Annotated in this window: 11 protein-coding genes; all 11 read left to right on the forward strand. The window is 70.2% G+C overall.

Annotated elements, in window-relative coordinates:
• The first annotated feature begins 204 nt into the window (after nt 1-204).
• The 11 genes from ACFU9P_RS22450 (at nt 205) to ACFU9P_RS22500 (ending at nt 17,361) form a co-directional block, all read left to right on the forward strand.
• Nucleotides 205-711, forward strand: coding sequence for a MarR family winged helix-turn-helix transcriptional regulator (locus tag ACFU9P_RS22450; RefSeq protein ID WP_376372431.1), 507 nt, complete (start codon nt 205-207; stop codon nt 709-711).
• Between the two features lie 298 nt (nt 712-1,009).
• Complete coding sequence (ctaD, locus tag ACFU9P_RS22455) at nt 1,010-2,752, forward strand: cytochrome c oxidase subunit I (protein ID WP_376372433.1); 1,743 nt, start codon at nt 1,010-1,012, stop codon at nt 2,750-2,752.
• Between the two features lie 21 nt (nt 2,753-2,773).
• The gene (locus tag ACFU9P_RS22460) at nt 2,774-3,121 is read left to right on the forward strand and encodes a hypothetical protein (RefSeq protein ID WP_384083575.1); all 348 of its coding nucleotides are present in this window, start codon (nt 2,774-2,776) and stop codon (nt 3,119-3,121) included.
• Nucleotides 3,122-3,614: 493 nt separating this feature from the next.
• On the forward strand, nt 3,615-5,465 hold the full coding sequence (locus ACFU9P_RS22465) for a phage tail sheath family protein (RefSeq protein ID WP_384083578.1): 1,851 nt from the start codon (nt 3,615-3,617) through the stop codon (nt 5,463-5,465).
• Nucleotides 5,466-5,493: 28 nt separating this feature from the next.
• Nucleotides 5,494-6,018, forward strand: a complete 525-nt coding sequence (locus ACFU9P_RS22470; protein ID WP_376372441.1) for a phage tail protein — start codon at nt 5,494-5,496, stop codon at nt 6,016-6,018.
• Nucleotides 6,015-6,758 (forward strand): hypothetical protein, encoded by a 744-nt coding sequence (locus tag ACFU9P_RS22475; protein ID WP_384083581.1) that lies wholly within the window; start codon nt 6,015-6,017, stop codon nt 6,756-6,758. Before ACFU9P_RS22470 ends, ACFU9P_RS22475 begins: the two co-directional genes overlap by 4 nt.
• Nucleotides 6,751-7,476, forward strand: coding sequence for a hypothetical protein (locus ACFU9P_RS22480; RefSeq protein WP_384083586.1), 726 nt, complete (start codon nt 6,751-6,753; stop codon nt 7,474-7,476). Before ACFU9P_RS22475 ends, ACFU9P_RS22480 begins: the two co-directional genes overlap by 8 nt.
• Nucleotides 7,473-8,354, forward strand: coding sequence for a DUF4255 domain-containing protein (locus ACFU9P_RS22485; RefSeq protein WP_384083589.1), 882 nt, complete (start codon nt 7,473-7,475; stop codon nt 8,352-8,354). Before ACFU9P_RS22480 ends, ACFU9P_RS22485 begins: the two co-directional genes overlap by 4 nt.
• A gap of 33 nt (nt 8,355-8,387) precedes the next feature.
• On the forward strand, nt 8,388-10,340 hold the full coding sequence (locus ACFU9P_RS22490) for an ATP-binding protein (protein ID WP_384083592.1): 1,953 nt from the start codon (nt 8,388-8,390) through the stop codon (nt 10,338-10,340).
• Nucleotides 10,331-10,624 carry a hypothetical protein gene (locus tag ACFU9P_RS22495; protein ID WP_376372455.1) on the forward strand — a complete coding sequence of 98 codons (294 nt, stop codon included), beginning with the start codon at nt 10,331-10,333 and terminating at the stop codon, nt 10,622-10,624. Before ACFU9P_RS22490 ends, ACFU9P_RS22495 begins: the two co-directional genes overlap by 10 nt.
• A complete protein-coding gene (locus tag ACFU9P_RS22500; RefSeq protein WP_384083595.1) occupies nt 10,621-17,361 on the forward strand; it encodes a DUF4157 domain-containing protein in 6,741 nt (2,246 codons plus the stop codon). Before ACFU9P_RS22495 ends, ACFU9P_RS22500 begins: the two co-directional genes overlap by 4 nt.
• Nucleotides 17,362-17,396 lie beyond the last annotated feature (35 nt).

Consider the following 17,396-nt stretch of genomic DNA (forward strand, 5'->3'; position numbering starts at 1 on the left):
GCGGAATGCACTTCGCTGGTAAAATTTTGGGCCTTCATTTCCGGCCCCTGATAACCGTCCCGACAGCCGTCCCGACAGCCGTCCCGATGACCGTATACAAAGCCCGGTATTGCCTGGCCGGGCGCGCCATGGACCGGCCTCCGGCTGGGCAGAATCGGCCTCTGACCGGAACCATGCCCCTGACAGGACCAGAGGAGCGCACAGGTGGCCGAGGATGTCGTCGCAGGGGTGATACGGCAGTGGGAGCAGGTACTGCCCGGACTCGACCTGGCACCGATCGCGGTGATCGGGCGGCTCAACCGCTGTTTCGCACTGCTCCAGCAGGCCGCCGACGCGCCCCTGCGCCGGGAGGGCCTGACCAGGCCCGAGTTCGACATCCTGGGCGCCCTGCGGCGTACGGACCGGGAGCTGACACCGGGACGCATCGCACGCGAGACCTTCGCCTCCGGAGCCGCCGTGACCAAGCGCCTGCGGCAGTTGGAGGGGCGGGGGCTGATAGCGAGACGGCTCGACGAACGGGACCGCCGGGTCGCGCATCTCTCCCTGACCGCCGACGGTCGCGCGCTGCTCGACCGGCTGCTGCCCGAGCAACTGCGGTACGAGGCGGCCCTGCTGGAAGGTCTCGGCGCCCGGAGCCAGGCTCAGCTCGCGGGCGGTCTGGGCGAGTTGCTCGTACTGCTCGAAGGGCGGCTGGGCAGCCTGATCGACTGACACCGGGGACACACGGGCGGGCGCGGTCGCCGACACCGTGGCACTCCCTGGCGGTCGCGACCGGGCCGCACCCGCGTCACCGCTCGATCGGGTGAAAGTTACGCGCCGCAGCTGACGCCGGGGAGTCCCGGGCCGGTGACCGGCTCCGCCGCGGGCCCCCGGAAACACCGCACCTCCGAGGCGTACGGGCACGGTCCGCACGACGCGCCGGGGACGAACCGGTCGCGCCACGCCGGGGAAAGCGGCGCCATGCTGCTTGCCGACCCCACCCCAGGCGTTGACCGGAGGAACGTTCGCAGTGACGACCACAGGCACCGAAGAGCCGGCCGAGGCCGAGGACTCCTATGAGAACGAGGTGCCGGTACGGCGCAAGCAGCCCGGCCGTGTCATCGTCGGATGGCTGACCACCACCGACCACAAGACGATCGGCACGCTCTATCTGGTCACCTCGTTCGGATTCTTCATCATGGGCGGCGTGCTGGCGCTCTTCATGCGCGCCGAACTGGCCCGTCCCGGCATCCAGATCATCTCGCACGAGCAGTTCAACCAGGCGTTCACGGTGCACGGCACCATCATGCTGCTGATGTTCGCGACACCGCTCTTCGCGGGATTCACCAACTGGATCATGCCGCTCCAGATCGGCGCGCCCGATGTGGCCTTTCCCCGGCTGAACATCCTCGCGTACTGGTTCTATCTCTTCGGCTCGCTCATCGTGGTGAGCGGGTTCCTGACCCCCGGCGGCGCCGCCGACTTCGGCTGGTTCGCGTACTCCCCGCTCACCGACGGGGTCCACTCGCCGGGCGTGGGCGGGGACTTGTGGATCATGGGGCTGGTGCTGTCCGGCTTCGGCACGATCCTCGGTTCCGTCAACTTCATCGCCACGATCATCTGTATGCGGGCGCCCGGCATGACGGTGTTCCGGATGCCGATCTTCACCTGGAACGTGCTGCTGACCGCCGTACTGGTGCTGTTCGCCTTCCCGGTGCTGGCCGCCGCGCTGCTCGCGCTGGAGGCAGACCGTAAATTCGGCGCGCATGTCTTCGACCCGGCCAACGGGGGCGCGCTGCTGTGGCAGCACCTCTTCTGGTTCTTCGGGCACCCGGAGGTGTACATCATCGCGCTGCCGTTCTTCGGCATCGTGACCGAGATCCTGCCGGTCTTCAGCCGCAAGCCGGTCTTTGGCTATATCGGGCTGGTGGGCGCGACGATCGCGATCGCGGGACTCTCCATCACGGTGTGGGCGCACCATATGTTCGTGACCGGCGGTGTGCTGCTGCCGTTCTTCTCGTTCATGTCGTTCCTGATCGCGGTGCCGACCGGGGTGAAGTTCTTCAACTGGATCGGCACGATGTGGCACGGCTCGATCTCGGTCGAGACACCGATGCTCTGGTCGATCGGCTTCCTCGTCACCTTCCTGTTCGGCGGACTCACGGGCGTGCTGCTGGCCTCGCCGCCGATGGACTTCCATGTCTCCGACTCGTACTTCGTCGTCGCGCACTTCCACTACGTCGTCTTCGGCACCGTGGTGTTCGCGATGTTCGCCGGATTCCACTTCTGGTGGCCCAAGTTCACCGGCAAGATGCTGGACGAGCGGCTCGGGAAGATGACCTTCTGGACGCTGTTCATCGGCTTCCACGGCACCTTCCTGGTCCAGCACTGGCTCGGTGTCATCGGTATGCCGCGCCGGTACGCGGACTATCTCGCCTCGGACGGCTTCACCACCCTCAACACGGTGTCCACGATCGCCTCGTTCCTGCTGGGGCTGTCGATGCTGCCGTTCTTCTACAACGTCTGGAAGACGGCCAAGTACGGCAAGAAGGTCGAGGAGGACGATCCGTGGGGGTACGCGCGCTCCCTGGAGTGGGCGACGCCCTGCCCGCCGCCGCGCCACAACTTCCTCACCCTGCCGAGGATCCGTTCGGAGTCCCCGGCGTTCGATCTGCACCACCCGGCCATCCGGTCGCTCGACGAGGCCATGAACCGCCGCCCCGGCGCCACCACGACCGTGGCGCCGCCCGAGGACAGGCCGGAGTCGGAGTGAGCGCGTGCCGAGGAGGAACGCGTGGAGCGTGACGAGAACACCGCCACCGCCCGCGGGCTTGTCCGGCTGGAGGGGTATCTCCTGTGGAACGCCGAGATCGAGGACGCCCGCCGCCGGGCGGCGCGCTTCTGCGAGCAGCTTCCCTGGCTCACCACGGCCCAGCGCGAGGATGTGGAGCGCGCCTATGTCGCGGACCGGCTGGCGGCCTCCAGGGCGACGCTCGTCCGTATCTCGGAGCGCGCCGCCGAACTGCGCGGCGAGTACGCGGAGCGCTACCGCACACTGCGAACGCGCTGTATGGCGGCGGCAGTTGTGGCGGTGGGCGCGGCGAGCGGCGCGTGTACGACCGTCACGTACCTCACCCGGTGACCGGTGATCCCGTGTGACTCGTCGACGCGGTGACCAGGGCGGAAAGGGCAGTGGACACGGCCCCGGGCACGTACCGGCGCTTCGCAAGGCGGCGCGCCGGGGGAAAATCTATTCGGCTTGTTCGCCGCGTGTGATCGAATTTTCCTGTGAAGCGATCGTGAACCCTTCTCCATATTCGCCCCCGGTCACCGCTCTGACCACGCTCCATTGCCCGGAAGAGCGTCCCAGTCAAATGATCATCCATTGACTGAATCGGTCCCTTGACCATCCCTTGAGACGGAACCACACTCGCCAGTGGCACTCATGCATCAGGAACCACAAACGCGTGCGCTGTTCGTCTGTGCAACCGCATACGGATGGCTGTGCGAGACCGATATCGCACGGGGTGTGTGACCGGGGGAAAACCGAGAACGTTTATGCGAACTCGCCGTATCGACGCTCTCTCTTCACCCCCTCTCCTCATCTCTTGGTGCGCGAAGGGAATGGAGGGGGAATGCCGACGCATATGAGCTATCCCGGCGTTTACATCGAAGAGCTTCCCAGCGGCATCCGGACCATCGCCTCGGTCACCACCTCGGTGACGGCGTTCGTGGGGCACACCCGCCGGGGTCCGCTCAATGAGCCGGTCCGGATCACCAGTTTCGCGGAGTTCGAGCGCCGCTTCGGCGGACTCACCTCGCAGAGCGCGGTCTCGTACGCCGTGCACCAGTTCTTCGGCAACGGCGGCACGGTCGCCGTGATCGTCCGCGTGGCCAGGGCCGGCACCGGCGAGGAGGCCTGTGTCACGCTCGACTCCACCGAGGGGCACAGCGAGTGCCCGGTGCTGGAGGTACGCGCCAAGGAGCCCGGTGTCTGGGGCTCACGGCTGCGGGTGGCCGTCGACCATGACACGCCCACCCCCGACAAGACCTTCAACCTGCGGATCCTCGACGCCCGCGGCGGCGCCCGCGAGTCCTTCACCGGACTGTCGATGAGCACCGGCCACGGCCGTTTCGTGGAGACGGTCGTCAACGCCGGCTCCACTCTCGTACGGGTGAAGGCGCTGGACGAGGGGCGGCCCGACCCGTCCGGGACCGTCTCCAAGCCCTTCTCGGCCGAACTGCCCGATCTGAATGTGGAGCTGAAGGTCAAGATCGGCGATGTGGAGCGGGAGTTCACCCTCTACGAGCCCGATCACGACGGCGAAGCACCCGAGAGCGTCACCGAGTTGGCGCTGCTGCTGGAGCGCAAGCTGCGCTCACTGCCCGACGCGCCGGGCAAACACACCTACGCGGGCGCCGAGGTCACCGCCTTCGGCCGGCGCCTCCAGGTCGTCGCCGGGTCCCTCGACCCCGACGACGTGGTGCGTTTCATCGGCGAGTGCGCCAACGATCTGGGCCTGGAGGCCTCGGTCAACCCGCCCGTCTTCCCGCTGAAGGGCGGCAAGGACGGCGACCCGCCGGGACCGCGCGATCTGATCGGCAGCGAGGCCGCCAAGACCGGCCTCCAGGCACTGCGCGACGTGGACGACGTCAATCTGCTGACGCTGCCCGAGCTATCGGCGTACGAGTCCACCGAGGACATGGTCACCGTACTGTCCGCGGCCGAACAGCTCTGCCGCGAGCGGCGGATCTTCCTGCTCGTGGACTCGCCGTCGGCCTGGGGCGGGGTGGACGCCGCGCGCGCCGGGATCGGCGCGTTCGACGCCGTACGGAGCAATCACGCGGGCCTGTACTTCCCGCACCTCCAGCTCACCGACCCGCTCACCGGGCGGCTGCGCTCCTTCCCGCCGTCCGGTGCCGTCGCCGGCGTGATCGCCCGTACGGACGCGGAGCGCGGGGTGTGGAAGGCGCCGGCCGGCACCGAGGCGCGGCTCGCCGGGGTGCGGTCGCTGACGGTCAAGCTCACCGACCGGGAGAACGGCCTGCTCAACCCGCTGGGCGTGAACTGCCTGCGCACCTTCCCGGTGGTCGGCCCGCTGATCTGGGGCTCCCGCACCCTGGAGGGCGCGGACGCGCTCGACAGCGAGTGGAAGTACGTACCGGTGCGGCGGCTCGCGCTGCATGTCGAGGAGAGCCTCCACCGCGGCCTCCAGTGGGTCGTCTTCGAGCCCAACAACGAGCAGCTCTGGCTCCAGATCCGGCTCAAGGCGTCGGCGTACCTCAACGATCTCTTCCGGCAGGGCGCTTTCCAGGGCGGTACCCCGCGCGAGGCGTACTTCGTCAAGTGCGACAAGGACACCACCACCCAGGCCGATATCGATCGTGGCGTGGTCAATGTGGTGGTCGGTATCGCGCCGGTGCGGCCCGCGGAGTTCGTGATCGTCACGATCCAGCAGGTGGCCGGAGAACTCTCCCTCTCTTAACCAAGGCAAAGGAACACGAAGGAAAACGATGGCTGAGTTCCAGGTCAATGCCCATCGCTTCGACCCCTATAAGAATTTCAAGTTCCTGGTCCTGTGGGACGGTCGGACGGTCGCGGGCATCAGCAAGATCAGTCCTCTGAAGCGCACCACCGAAGTGGTCAAGCACCGCCATGGCGGCGATCCGAGTTCACCGCGGAAATCGCCGGGCCGCTCCGAGTTCGAAGGAGTGACCCTCGAACGCGGGGTCACCCACGACCCGGAGTTCGACCGCTGGGCCAACAAGGTCTGGCAGGTGGGCGCCGGACTCGGCGCGGAGGTCTCGCTGCGGGACTTCCGCAAGGACATCATCATCCAGGTCCTCAACGAGGCCGGGCAGGTGGCCGTCTCGCACAAGCTGTACCGGGCGTGGGTGAGCGAGTATCAGGTCCTCGGCGAGCTGGACGCCAACGCCAACGCGGTCGCGATCCAGAGCGTCAAGCTCGAATGCGAGGGCTGGGAGCGCGACTACGAGGTGGAGGAACCGGCCGAGCCCTCGTTCACCCATCCGGCATGACCGGGCCGGCCGAGCTGCTCGCCACCTGGGAGGCCGGCCTGGCCCAGCACGGTCCGGGGAGGTCTCTGCTGCTGCACCGGGCGGCCCGCCCGGGGGCCGGCACCGACGAACTGCTGTCGATGCCGGTGGGCGCGCGCGAGGCGGACCTGTTCGCGCTGCGCCGGGCGCTGTTCGGCGAGCGCATGCAGGTCCGTACCGAGTGCGCGTCGTGCGGTGAGGCGATGGAGTTCGACCTCGACGCGGATCGGCTGGCCGCCGCCCGGCCGCCGGCCGTGGCCGGTCCGCTGCGGGTGGCGGAGGGCGAGTGGGCGGTCGAGTTCCGGCTGCCCACCGTCGCGGATGTCGCCGCGGCGGGCGCGGTACGGGATCCGGGCGAGGCGCGCCGGCTGCTGGTGGCGCGCTGCACGGTCTCGGCCGTACGGGGCGGGGAGGCCGTACCGGCGGACCGACTGGCCGGGCTGCTGCCCGAGCACATCGAGCGGCGCCTCGCCGAGGCGGCGGAGGACGCCGACCCGGCGGCCGATGTGACGCTGAACGTCCGCTGCCCCGAGTGCGGCGCGGCCACCCCGGCCGAGCTGGACATCACCTCGTATCTGTGGACCGAACTGGACGGCTGGGCACGGGACTTGATGCTCGACGTCCATCTGCTGGCCTCCGCCTACGGGTGGAGCGAACCGGAGATCCTGGCGCTCAGCCCGCTGCGGCGCCGCTACTACCTGGAGCTGTGCGCGGATGGCTGACTACTTCGACCGGCTGCTGGCCCGGTACGCGCCGGTGTCCGCCGCGGGCGGCGCGGTGCGGGTACGGCCCCGGCTGCCGGGACCGTACGAGCGGCCCGAGGCGGTACGGACAGGCCGGCCGGAGCCGGACGAACCGGCCGCGCTGCTCCCGGCCGCGCCTCAACCCGCCTTCGGTCCGGTGGAGTCGGTCCGTCTGGAGCGCGAGGTGCTGACGGACCGACAGACGGTCGTACGGACGGAGCCCGCGCGGCCCGGCGAGTCCGAGCGGCCGGCGGTGGTGCCTCCGCCGAGCGCCGGGCCGGTGCTGCGGCCGTCGGCCGCCGTGGTCCCGGGACCGCGACCGCCGGTGGCGGAGGGGCCGCGTACGGCCGGGCGGGGGCCGGTGCCCCCGGTGTCCGGTCCGGTACGGGCACCCGGGGCCGGATCCGTACCGCGTGCCCCGATCGCTCCGGCGGCCGACGCTCCGGTACGGGCCCGGCCGCGCGACGCCGACACCGTGGTGGCGCGGGGCGCGGCGGCGAACGGGGTGGGGCGGCGGGCTTCGCGGACGCCGGAACGGGTGGTCCATGTACAGATCGGCCGGCTGGAGGTGAGCGCGGCACCCGCGCCTGGAGCTTCCGCACGCACGGCGGCCGGGCGGGCAGCGGGGCGGGCGGCGCCCGCGCTCACGCTGGACGCCTATCTGGCGGCGCGGGGAGACGGGGAACTGAGGCCATGAGCAACGCACTTGCCCTCGCGACGGTCACCCAGGCACTGGCTCTGCTGATCGCGAGCAACCTCGGTCCCGAGATGGACATCGCGGTCAAGGTGGAGACCCGTAAGCCACCCGCCGAGCCGCCGGCCGAGCCGACGATCAATGTCTTCCTGTACCAGGTCACACCGAACGCCTCGATGCGTCACACCGACCTGCCGACGCGCGCCTCGGACGGCACCCTGCTCAACCGGCCGGCCGCGCCGCTGGATCTGCACTACCTGATCAGCGCGTACGGCGAGGAGGCCGAGCTGGTCGGCCAGCGGCTGATCGGGTGCGTGGTCCGTACGCTGCACGAATTCCCGGTTTTGCCACGCGAGTTGATCGAGCTGGCGGCGGAGCGTCCGCATCTGGCGGGCAGCGATCTGGCGGCGTCGGCGCAGCGGGTGCGGTTCACACCGACGGTGATGGACATCGACGAGACGTCCAAGCTCTGGGGGATGCTCCACCAGACGCCGTACTCGCTGTCGGTGGCGTATCAGGCGTCGCTGGTACTGATCGAGGGCCGCGAACGGCCGGTGCCGGCGAAGCCGGTGGAGGAGCGGACGGTACGGGTGGTGCCACTGGGGTCGGAGGGGGCACCGGGACGGCCTTCGGCGGCGGCACCGGTGCCGGTGCCGCTACAGGTGCCTTCGGCGGAGGAGCCGGTCGGGGAGCCGGGGTCTGCGGCTGCCGCGCCGCCGAAGAAACGCGCCGCACGCAAGCCGGCGGCGGCCAAGCGGGCGGCGCCGGCTGCTCGTACCCGGAAGAGCACCCGGTCCGGGCCGAGTTCGGGGTCGGGGTCGGGTTCCGGGCCGGGCTCTGGGTCGGGCTCAGGCTCGGGCGAAGACGGCAAGGAGAGCTGAGGCACGGTGCGCGACACGGGGGCGGGTGAGGGCATGAGCACCAACAACGAGGCGGGCACGGAGGGCGAGGCGCTGGCTGCGGCGATACGTTCGGTCCTGTCCCGCGTCGACGCACACGCCGGGCGCGCGGCCGGCGACGGAGAGGCGCCCGCCCCGCCGGTGGACCTGCCCCCCGGGCCCGCCCCCCTCGACGCGCTTGTCGCCTGCTTCGGGCTCAGTCCGTTCGAGCGGGATGTCGTCCTGCTCACCGCCGCCGCCGAGTTGGAGCCCACCACGGGCAGCCGTTGCGCCGCCGCGAGTAACGATCCGGAGCGGGCGTACCCCACCTTCTCACTCGCCCTCGCCGCGCTCGGCGAGCCGCACTGGAGCGCGCTCACGCCGGTCGCGCCGCTGCGCCGGTGGCGGATCGTCGAGCTGGACAACGAGTCCCGACTGACGGCCTCGCGGCTCCGCCTCGACGAGCGCATCCTGCATTTCCTCGTCGGGTCGCCGTACTTGGACGCCCGGCTGCACGGCCTGCTGCGCCGTACATCCGCGCCGGACGCCCTCCCCCCTTCGTACGACCTGGCGGCGGCCCGGGTCGCCTCGGGGTGGGTGGGCACCGGACCGTACAGCCCGCGCCGCGTCGAACTGGTCGGCGGCGATCCGCGCTCCCGCGCCGAGATAGCGGCAGCGGCGGCCCGTCGTTCGGGGCTCGGTCTGTACGCGATGGCCGCTGCTGATGTACCGTCAGATCCGGCCCGGCGCGACCGGCTTGCCCGGCTCTGGCAGCGCGAGGCGGTCCTGCTGCCCGCCGCGCTGCTGCTGGAGACCGGTGAGCTGGACCGTGAACAGGCCGCCGCCACCGACGCGTTCATCGAGAGCGCGGCCGTACCGCTCGTTGTCTCCAGCACCGACCCCCGGCCCGGCACCGGACCGCGCGGCGAGCGGGTCTCCGTACCGGCGCTCGGTACCGATGAGCAGCTCGGTGTGTGGGCGGACGCGTTCGCCGGCGTACCGGAGGTGTCGGAGGACGAACTCCGTGATCTGGTCGAGCAGTTCGCGCTCCCGCCGCATCTCATCCGCTCCGCCGGCGCGGCCGTCGTACGGGACCTGCCGGGCGCGGCCGACGCCGAGGACGAGCCGAACGCCGCCGCGCTGGCCTGGCAGGCCGGGCTGGCCGAGGCCCGGATGGGCATGGACGAGCTGGGCCGCCGTATCGAACCACGGGCCGGTTGGGACGACTTGGTGCTCGCGGAGCGGCAGTCGAGGATCCTGCGGGAGATCGTCGCGCATGTACGGCAGCGCGCCACCGTCTACCAGGAGTGGGGCTTCGCGGCGACACTGCGCCGGGGCCTCGGTGTCACCGCGCTGTTCGCGGGCGGCTCCGGCACCGGAAAGACCCTGGCCGCCGAGGTGATGGCGGGCGAACTGGGCCTGGATCTGTTCGTCATCGATCTGTCGCAGGTGGTCAGCAAGTACATCGGCGAGACCGAGAAGAATCTGCGCCGGGTGTTCGACGCGGCCGAACGCGGCGGCGCGCTGCTGCTGTTCGACGAGGCGGACGCGCTCTTCGGCAAGCGCAGCGAGGTCAAGGACAGCCACGACCGGTACGCCAATCTCGAAGTCAGCTATCTGCTGATGCGGATGGAGGCGTACCGGGGGCTGGCGATCCTGACCACGAACATGAAGCAGGCGCTGGACACGGCGTTCATGCGCCGGATCCGTTTTGTCGTGGACTTCCCGTTCCCGGGTGAGAGCGAACGCGCCGAGATCTGGCGGCGCGTACTGCCCGCGCGGGCCCCGCTGAAGGACATCGATCCGGAGCGGCTCGCCCGGCTGACCGTGGCGGGCGGCTCGATCCGCAATATCGCGCTGTCGGGCGCGTTCCTCGCGGCGGAGGAGGGCGGCCGGCTCCAGATGCGGCACATGCTGGAGGCCGCGCGTACCGAATACCTCAAGCTGGACCGCTCCTTGACGCCCTCGGAGGTCCACGGATGGGTCTGAACGAGGTACGGCGTACACCGTCCGAGGTACGGGTGGACATCGGCGAACTGGTACTGGACGGCTTCGAACGGCTCGACCCGGACCGGGTGTCGGCGGCGTTCCAGGCCGAACTGGCCCGGCTCGTACGGGAACGGGGCGTACCCCTGGCGGCCGACGGCGGCCGGGCCCTGGACGCCCTGTCCGGACTGCCGCCGCTGCCCGCGACCACTTCGCCGGGCCGGCTGGGCGAGGCGCTGGCGCGCGCGGTGCACGCGGGTCTGTCGGGGCGGGGTGAACCGCGATGAGTACGTCGTCCCGTAGCGCGTCCCAGGACGCCGAGGCCGCCCGTACCGAACGGCGGCGCAAGCGCAAGGAGCGCGCCAGGTCCGCCACGCCCGAGCCGAAGAACATCGTCAGCGGCGCGGGCCAGCCGCTGGACCTGAGCGTACGGCGGGAGCTGGAGGAACGGCTCGGCCACGACTTCAGCCGCGTACGCCTCCACACCGACCGCGACGCGGGCGCCCTCACGGAACTGCTGGGCGCGGACGCGGTCGCGGTCGGCCAGGACATCTTCTTCCGCGAGGGCGCGTACGTATCGGGCACGGCGGACGGCCAACGCCTGCTCGCCCACGAACTGCTCCACACGGTCCAGAACCCGCACGGCCTGGGCACCCTCCGCGCGGGCCGCGACCTGGGCGCGGTGAGCCTGCCGCAACAGGCGATCGAGCAGGAGGCGGAATCGACGGCGCGCGACCTCGTACGCGACGGCTTACGCACCCGGGACGAGGAGCCGACGGCGGTCGAAGAAGGGCAGGCGACACCCGGCTGGCTCCGCTACGCGACCGTCGACGCCGACCGCCGCCGCATGGAGGAACTGGACCCCGCGACACTGGTCGACCGGCTGGCGAACGGGGTGCTGCGCTCGTTGCGGGGCGACCCGGAGGACCGGTCGAGGCGCGCCCGTACGCAACTGGCGCGGCTGCCGGACATGATGCAGGACGCCGTCCTGGAACGGCTGGAGAGCAGGCTGCTCAGCCCGGAGCACGAGCGCCTGGTCGACCTGGTCGACGAAGTCCAGGAATCCGGCCTTCAGGGTCAGAACACGCTGGACGCTCCTGCGGCCCTGCCTGATGCCATCGAGGGGCTGGAAGCGGATCGGGACCGGGCGCGGGCGCAGGGGGACAGCGAGCAGGGGAACAGCGAGGCGGGGGCAACTGCTGCGCCCGGCGCGGAGAGCGGGAGAGGTACGGATACACGGCGCGACGAGGAAGCGCGCCGGGACGGTAAGAGCGCTCCTGGTCCGGAAGGACAGCAGGGGTCCCCGTCCGGTGGCGGAGCGACGGCCTCGGCAGGGGCTCGGGGGGCCGCTCCGCAAACGTCCGCGCAGAGCGGCGGCAGCCGGACCACGTCCGGTACGGCGGGCGCGGCCGGTGGCAGCTCGGCATCCCGGAGCGGTCAGAAGAAGGGCGACGAGCAGACCGGTGGGAAGGAGGCCGGCGGGAAGCAGGCCGAAGCACCGGCGTCCGGCACGTCCACGGCGGAGTCGGCCGCCGGGAGCCGGCCGGAAGCCGGTGAATCGGCGGACTCCGAGCGGCAGTCGGCCGCGGAGAACAAGCGCGAGAACGGCGCCGGAGTCGAACCCGGAGCGTTGCTGAAGACGGCCGACCCCGGGGCCAGGAGCACCTTGGCCGGGAAGCGCCTTCAGGACGAGGAGGAAACGGACGAGGATCCGTTCAGCCTGGAGACGGGTATCGAGGGCGGTCTCGGCGGTCTCGGCGGGGACGAGGCCGAGCGCGAGGACAGTGCCTGGGACATCGAGCTCAAGCCCGAGGACTTCGTACCCGAAACCGACCTGGACGTCTCCGGCGTACCGACAGCGGACCGGATCGCTCCTGGTTCGGACGCTACCCAGCAGTTGCCCTCCTTCCCCGAGCCACCGGCCACCAAGGCCGAACAGGTCCAGGCGCGGCGTGCGGAGGAGGACGCGGAGGAGGGCGCGCCGGACGGTGAGGAGTCCGCGTCGTCCGCCGCCGCTGTCTCTGACAGTCGTACGGACTCGCCCGCTGCCCCGGCCGGGAACCGGGGAGCCTCGCTCACCCAGGCGGGGAACTCCGTCGAGCAGGAGGTCGGTCCGGCGGCCGGTACGGGGCGTTCCTCGGCGCCGGACGCCGCCGCGCCCGTGGCGAGGGAGCCCAAGCCGGAGGCCGGCGAGGACGACCGCGGGCCCGCTGGGGCCGAGGCCACCGGGCGGGCCGAGCCGGAGCAGGCACGGGAGGAGAGCGGGCCCGCCGCCGAACGGCAGCAGTCGGAGCGGGCGGCGGCGTCCAGCGGGAGTTCGGAGCAGACTTCGGCGTCCGGATCGGCGGGGCCGGCCGCCGGAGGCGGAACGCCCTCTTCCGGGACGCCCGCTTCCGTAGCGGACTCGGGGGTGTCCCGGCCCGGCGGTGGCACCGGTTCGGCCGGACAGGGCGGGGCCGCCGCGCGGGAGAGCGACTCCTCCTCCGGCAATTCGTCCGCCGCCGACAGCCGTGCTCCGGGCACGAACGCGGGCGGCGACGGAGGCGGCGACGCGAGTCGTGGCGCCAACTCCCCCGGCGATGCGCCCACTTCCTCACCGGACGCCGGTACGGAGGCGCCGAGCGCGGCCCCCACTGCGGCTTCCGACCCCGTACCAGCGCCTGCACCCGCACCGTCCCCGGCGCCCGCCCGTCCCCGGTCCTCCGGTCCGGCGCCCCGCACCAGGAGCGGCGGCGGAGGTACCCGTAGCGCCTCGGGCGGGGGCGGCGGTGGCGGCTCACGTGCCGCGGCGGCCGTACGCCCGAAGCAGGACCCCGCCGCTCCGGATCTGTCGTCGGTGGCACCGGAAGCGGGGCTGAGCAGCGCCGCGAGACTGAAGCCGCATCGGGCCCTTGAGGCGCTGGGCGGGGTGAACGGCGCGGTCGACCGGTCCGTGGGCGATGAACACCAGGCGCTGCAGAGCGCGCCGCCCGCCATGGAGCGCCCGTCGGGCGCGCCCCAGACCCTGCACGGCGCACCGGCGACCTCGGCCCCGGGACAGTACTCCAGCGATCCGGCCGCCCGGATCGACGCCCCCGAGAAGGAGAACGCCCAGGTCGAGGGCGACCAGACCCCGGAGGGCGAGATCCCGGGGATGGACATCGAGGAGCCGAGCACGCTCGAAGGGCTGCTGGCGGGCGGCGCCCAGCTTGTGGTGGGCGCGGTGAACTCGGTCGCCGGGTGGTTCGGTGCCGATGAGGATGTCATCGACTCGGACGCCGTGGTCCAGTGGATTCTGGACCTGCCGACCGAGGACGAGATGCTCGCCCAGGCGTCCGTGGGCACGGCGCCCGGGGTGGGGCTGGAGGGGGAGACCGGCGGCCGCGCCGACGAGCAGGGCGGCGAAGTCGACGCCAAGGGCAGTGAACTGCACGCGGCGGGGCAGGACGACGCCGCACGTCCCCTGGGTGAGGATCAGATCTACCCGGATGTGCCCAGGGAGACCCTGACCTCGAAGGTCCCCGGCCGGCAAGGGCAGGGCGGCGGGGCCGGGGGCGGCGCTCCGGCGGCGGGCCGCATCCCCCCGGAGGCCGTGTCCGAGGTGGCGGAGCACGAGCGCGGGCCGCAGATCCAGGCCGCGTTCGGCGACGGCCGGAAGTCCATGTCCGACAAGCGGCAGGTCAAGGAGCGGGACACCAGGGCTTCGCGGGAACAGCACGATCAGCAGGTACGGAGCGAGATCGACGCCAATACCAGGGCGCAGGCCACGGAGCGCGAGAGGACGAAGTCCGAGGTCGACCGGCAGCGCGCGGAGTGGCGGACCGAGCAGGACGGGGAGCTGGACAGCCTCGGTACGAAGAAGTCCGGGAAGATCCAGCAGATCCGGCGGGACGTCGAGGAGCGGGAGAGGCAGACCGACCGGAACGTCGAGGATCGCCGGAAGACCGACGAGGAAGGCATCGGGACCGAGGCCAGGACCGCGCAGGACAACGCGGTCAGGGAGCGCGAGACAGCCAGGAGCGACTCGGGAAACTGGCTCTCCAGGGCGTTCGACTGGATCCGCGACAAGCTCATCGAGCTCAAGAACGCGATCGTCAGATTCTTCCGCGAGGCCCGCGACGCGGTCGTCGCGCTGATCACCGATTTCAAGAACACGGTGGTCCGCTGGATCAATGAGGCCCGGGACTTCATCGTCCGGAAATTCCGGGAGTTCACCGAGGCCCTGATCCAGCTCGCCAAGGATCTCCTCGACGCGATCGTCGAGATCGCGAACCGTATCCGCGCTCTCATCATCCGTATCCGTGACGCGGCGATCGCCCTGGTGCAGCGCATCGCCCAGGAACTCCGGCGGATGATCACCGATCTGCTCAACAGGATCGCGAGGATCCTGAGCGACATCCTCAACGCCCTCAAGGAGGGGCTCCGCCTGGCGGTCGCGGCCGTGATGACCGCCGTCAAGGCCGTCATGGACTTCGCCCTGGGGCTGCTGAACGCGCTGGGCGAGTGGGCGATGATCGCGGCCGACATCATCGTGGACCCGGGCGCCTGGCTCAGCGGTGCCGCGGCCTCGGCGGAGGACGGCGCGAAGAACCACCTGTTCCGCGAGGTCACTTCGGCGATCAGGAACTGGCTCAACGAGAAGATCCAGGAAGTCCTCGGCCTCCCCAGGCAGATCTTCGACGCCCTGATCAACGGAGGGGTGAGCAAGGAGCAGATGGCGAAGGAGGCGTGGGACGCGGCGCTTCCACAACTCCCCGTCATCATCGGCGAGATCGTCGTCACAAAGATCATCGCCAAGCTGATCCCGGGCGCGGGATGGGTCATGGCCGTCATCGACGCGCTCAAGTCCGCGTGGGGTGCGCTGAGCGAAATCCTCAAGGCCTTCGGCGCGTTCATGGACTACCTGAAGGCGGTCAAGGGCGGCAACGCGGGCGTGCTCTTCGCCAAGGCGGTGGCCTCGGGTGTGGTGGCGCTGCTGGAGCTGGCGTACGAGGCGCTGCTCAGCGGCATCGGAAAGTACGTGAAGCGCGTCGGCGACCGGCTGCGCGGGGTGGCAGCGGGCCTGAGGAAGCCCGGCGAGAGGGCCCCCGGGGAACAGGCCCCGTCCCAACGCACCACCCCGAACACCCCCAACGCCCCCCGGGACCCAACCCGCCCCAACCCCCCGGACAGGCCACAGGCGACGGAAAGGCGGAGGCCGAACACGGGCCGTGACCGGGAGGCGGAGGAGGCGAGGCGAAGCGCGAAGCGCGCGAACGACACGCTGAAGAACCCAGCACGCCCGCCTCGACCTGTGCGGCCGGCGCGACCTGCGCGGCCGGCCAGGCCGCCGAGGCCAACCCGTCCACGCCCCCCGGCTCCCCCGACCCAACGCCGCGACACCTCCGCAGGTCCGGACACCCGCCGTCCCGATGCGCGCGAGCGCGAGCCCGAACCGCCCCAGGACCGCCCTCGCCAGCGCCCCGAAACGGAGGGCACCAAGCCAACCCCCCGCCGCCGCGAGCCTTCACCGGAAACCCGAGCCGCCAACCGCGCGAGGCGGACGGTCCAAGCAGCCACCACCCGCACCCGCAGGGCCCAACGCGCCCAGAATCGCAACAACGACGGGGACAACAGGCGGCGCCGCGACCTGGACAACAACGACCGCCGGATGCGCGACGCGTACCGACGGCGAAGGGACCAGCTCCAGGAGCAGCGGAGGACCCGCGAGCAGCAACGCCGCCGCCAGCGCGACCAACGCAGCAGGACGGAGAACTCACCGGAGTCAAAGGCAGACCGTCTCCGAAAGATCATCGCCCGGATACGTCCCAAGCTCTCCGGTACCGTCCAGCGCGGAATACCAGAGCTCGCGATGCGAGTGCTGCTTGTCAGCATGAAGAGCTGGTACCGGCTCACCGATCTTTCCATTCAGAAGGGCGCTGATGAGCGCTCCATCAAGGCGGTTCTCAACCCTGAAGGGAATGCCCTCAAGAACATCGAAGAGGGCGAGGAGTTGGCGCGCAAACACGAAGCGCCGCTGCTCGCGGAACTGGAAAGCCAAGGGGAGCATCTTCTAGCCGACAGTCGCCTTCCCTTGCTCGCTAAGAGCCTCTCTGAAGAACAGAGACAGTATCAGCAACTCCGAAAGAAGGCCAAGGACGAGAACAAGAACCCGGCGAAAGTAACGCGTGAAGCCCGCGAGGCGGCGGTGGAGATGTTCGCCGTGCGTGAAGGACTTCGTCCGGCTGGACAGGGATTTATTCCCGCACACGAGCGGATCACCATGGCGGGCAACGAGGACTGGAACGTACAGGTCAGTGAGCAGCAAGGTTCCTTCCGGGCGAAGGAACATCCCATGCGTGGAAAGGCAAGCCCCGGGTTGATCAAGGTGAAGAGCGGATTCGGAAGGGGCGGGCACTATGTCACACCACTCGGCGAGGAAAGCGGGGGATCAGTTGTAGACAAACTCAATCTGGTCCAGGAGCAACTCGAACACTATCTCCGCAAGCACAACCTCGGTGGCCCGAATCCCACCGTCACAGCGCGTCGCCGCATGAAAGCCGCATACTTCGCTATCCTCAATCGACAGATCCCCAACGACCCCTTCTTCCGCGACAATGTGCAGGCAGCCGAAACCATCGCGGCTGCAGTGCGTCTCATGGGAACAGTCGAGGGTGCCCGTTACCCTGCCGCCGCATTGATGAACGTGATGGCCATGCAGCTGGCCGACTTCCCCGGCTCCACATGGGAGGACGTCGCCGCCCACACCAACACCATGTCGCCGCCGCACGCGGTACGCGCCTCCGCATATCTGGTCGATCCAAGCGGAATCGCACGCGATAAGACCAATTCAAAGACAGGTGGCCTGACAGTCGAGGGTCAAGAAGACATGGATGCGGTGACCGCCATGCGCGCGAATGCGCGTCTACTCCTGACACGGGCGTTCGCCAGCAATATGTCCGGAGCGCTCTATCTGGACGAAGAGCAACTCATCAAAAAGTTCCCGGAATGGGCAAAGCACAACGCAGCGCGCTATCTCTCGCCCGGCGGTATATGGGTGCCGTAACCTGAAACTAGTAGTATGCCGATGCATCGAACAAT

Origin of the sequence: Streptomyces sp. NPDC057617 (assembly GCF_042800555.1) — a bacterium.
Lineage (GTDB): Bacteria > Actinomycetota > Actinomycetes > Streptomycetales > Streptomycetaceae > Streptomyces.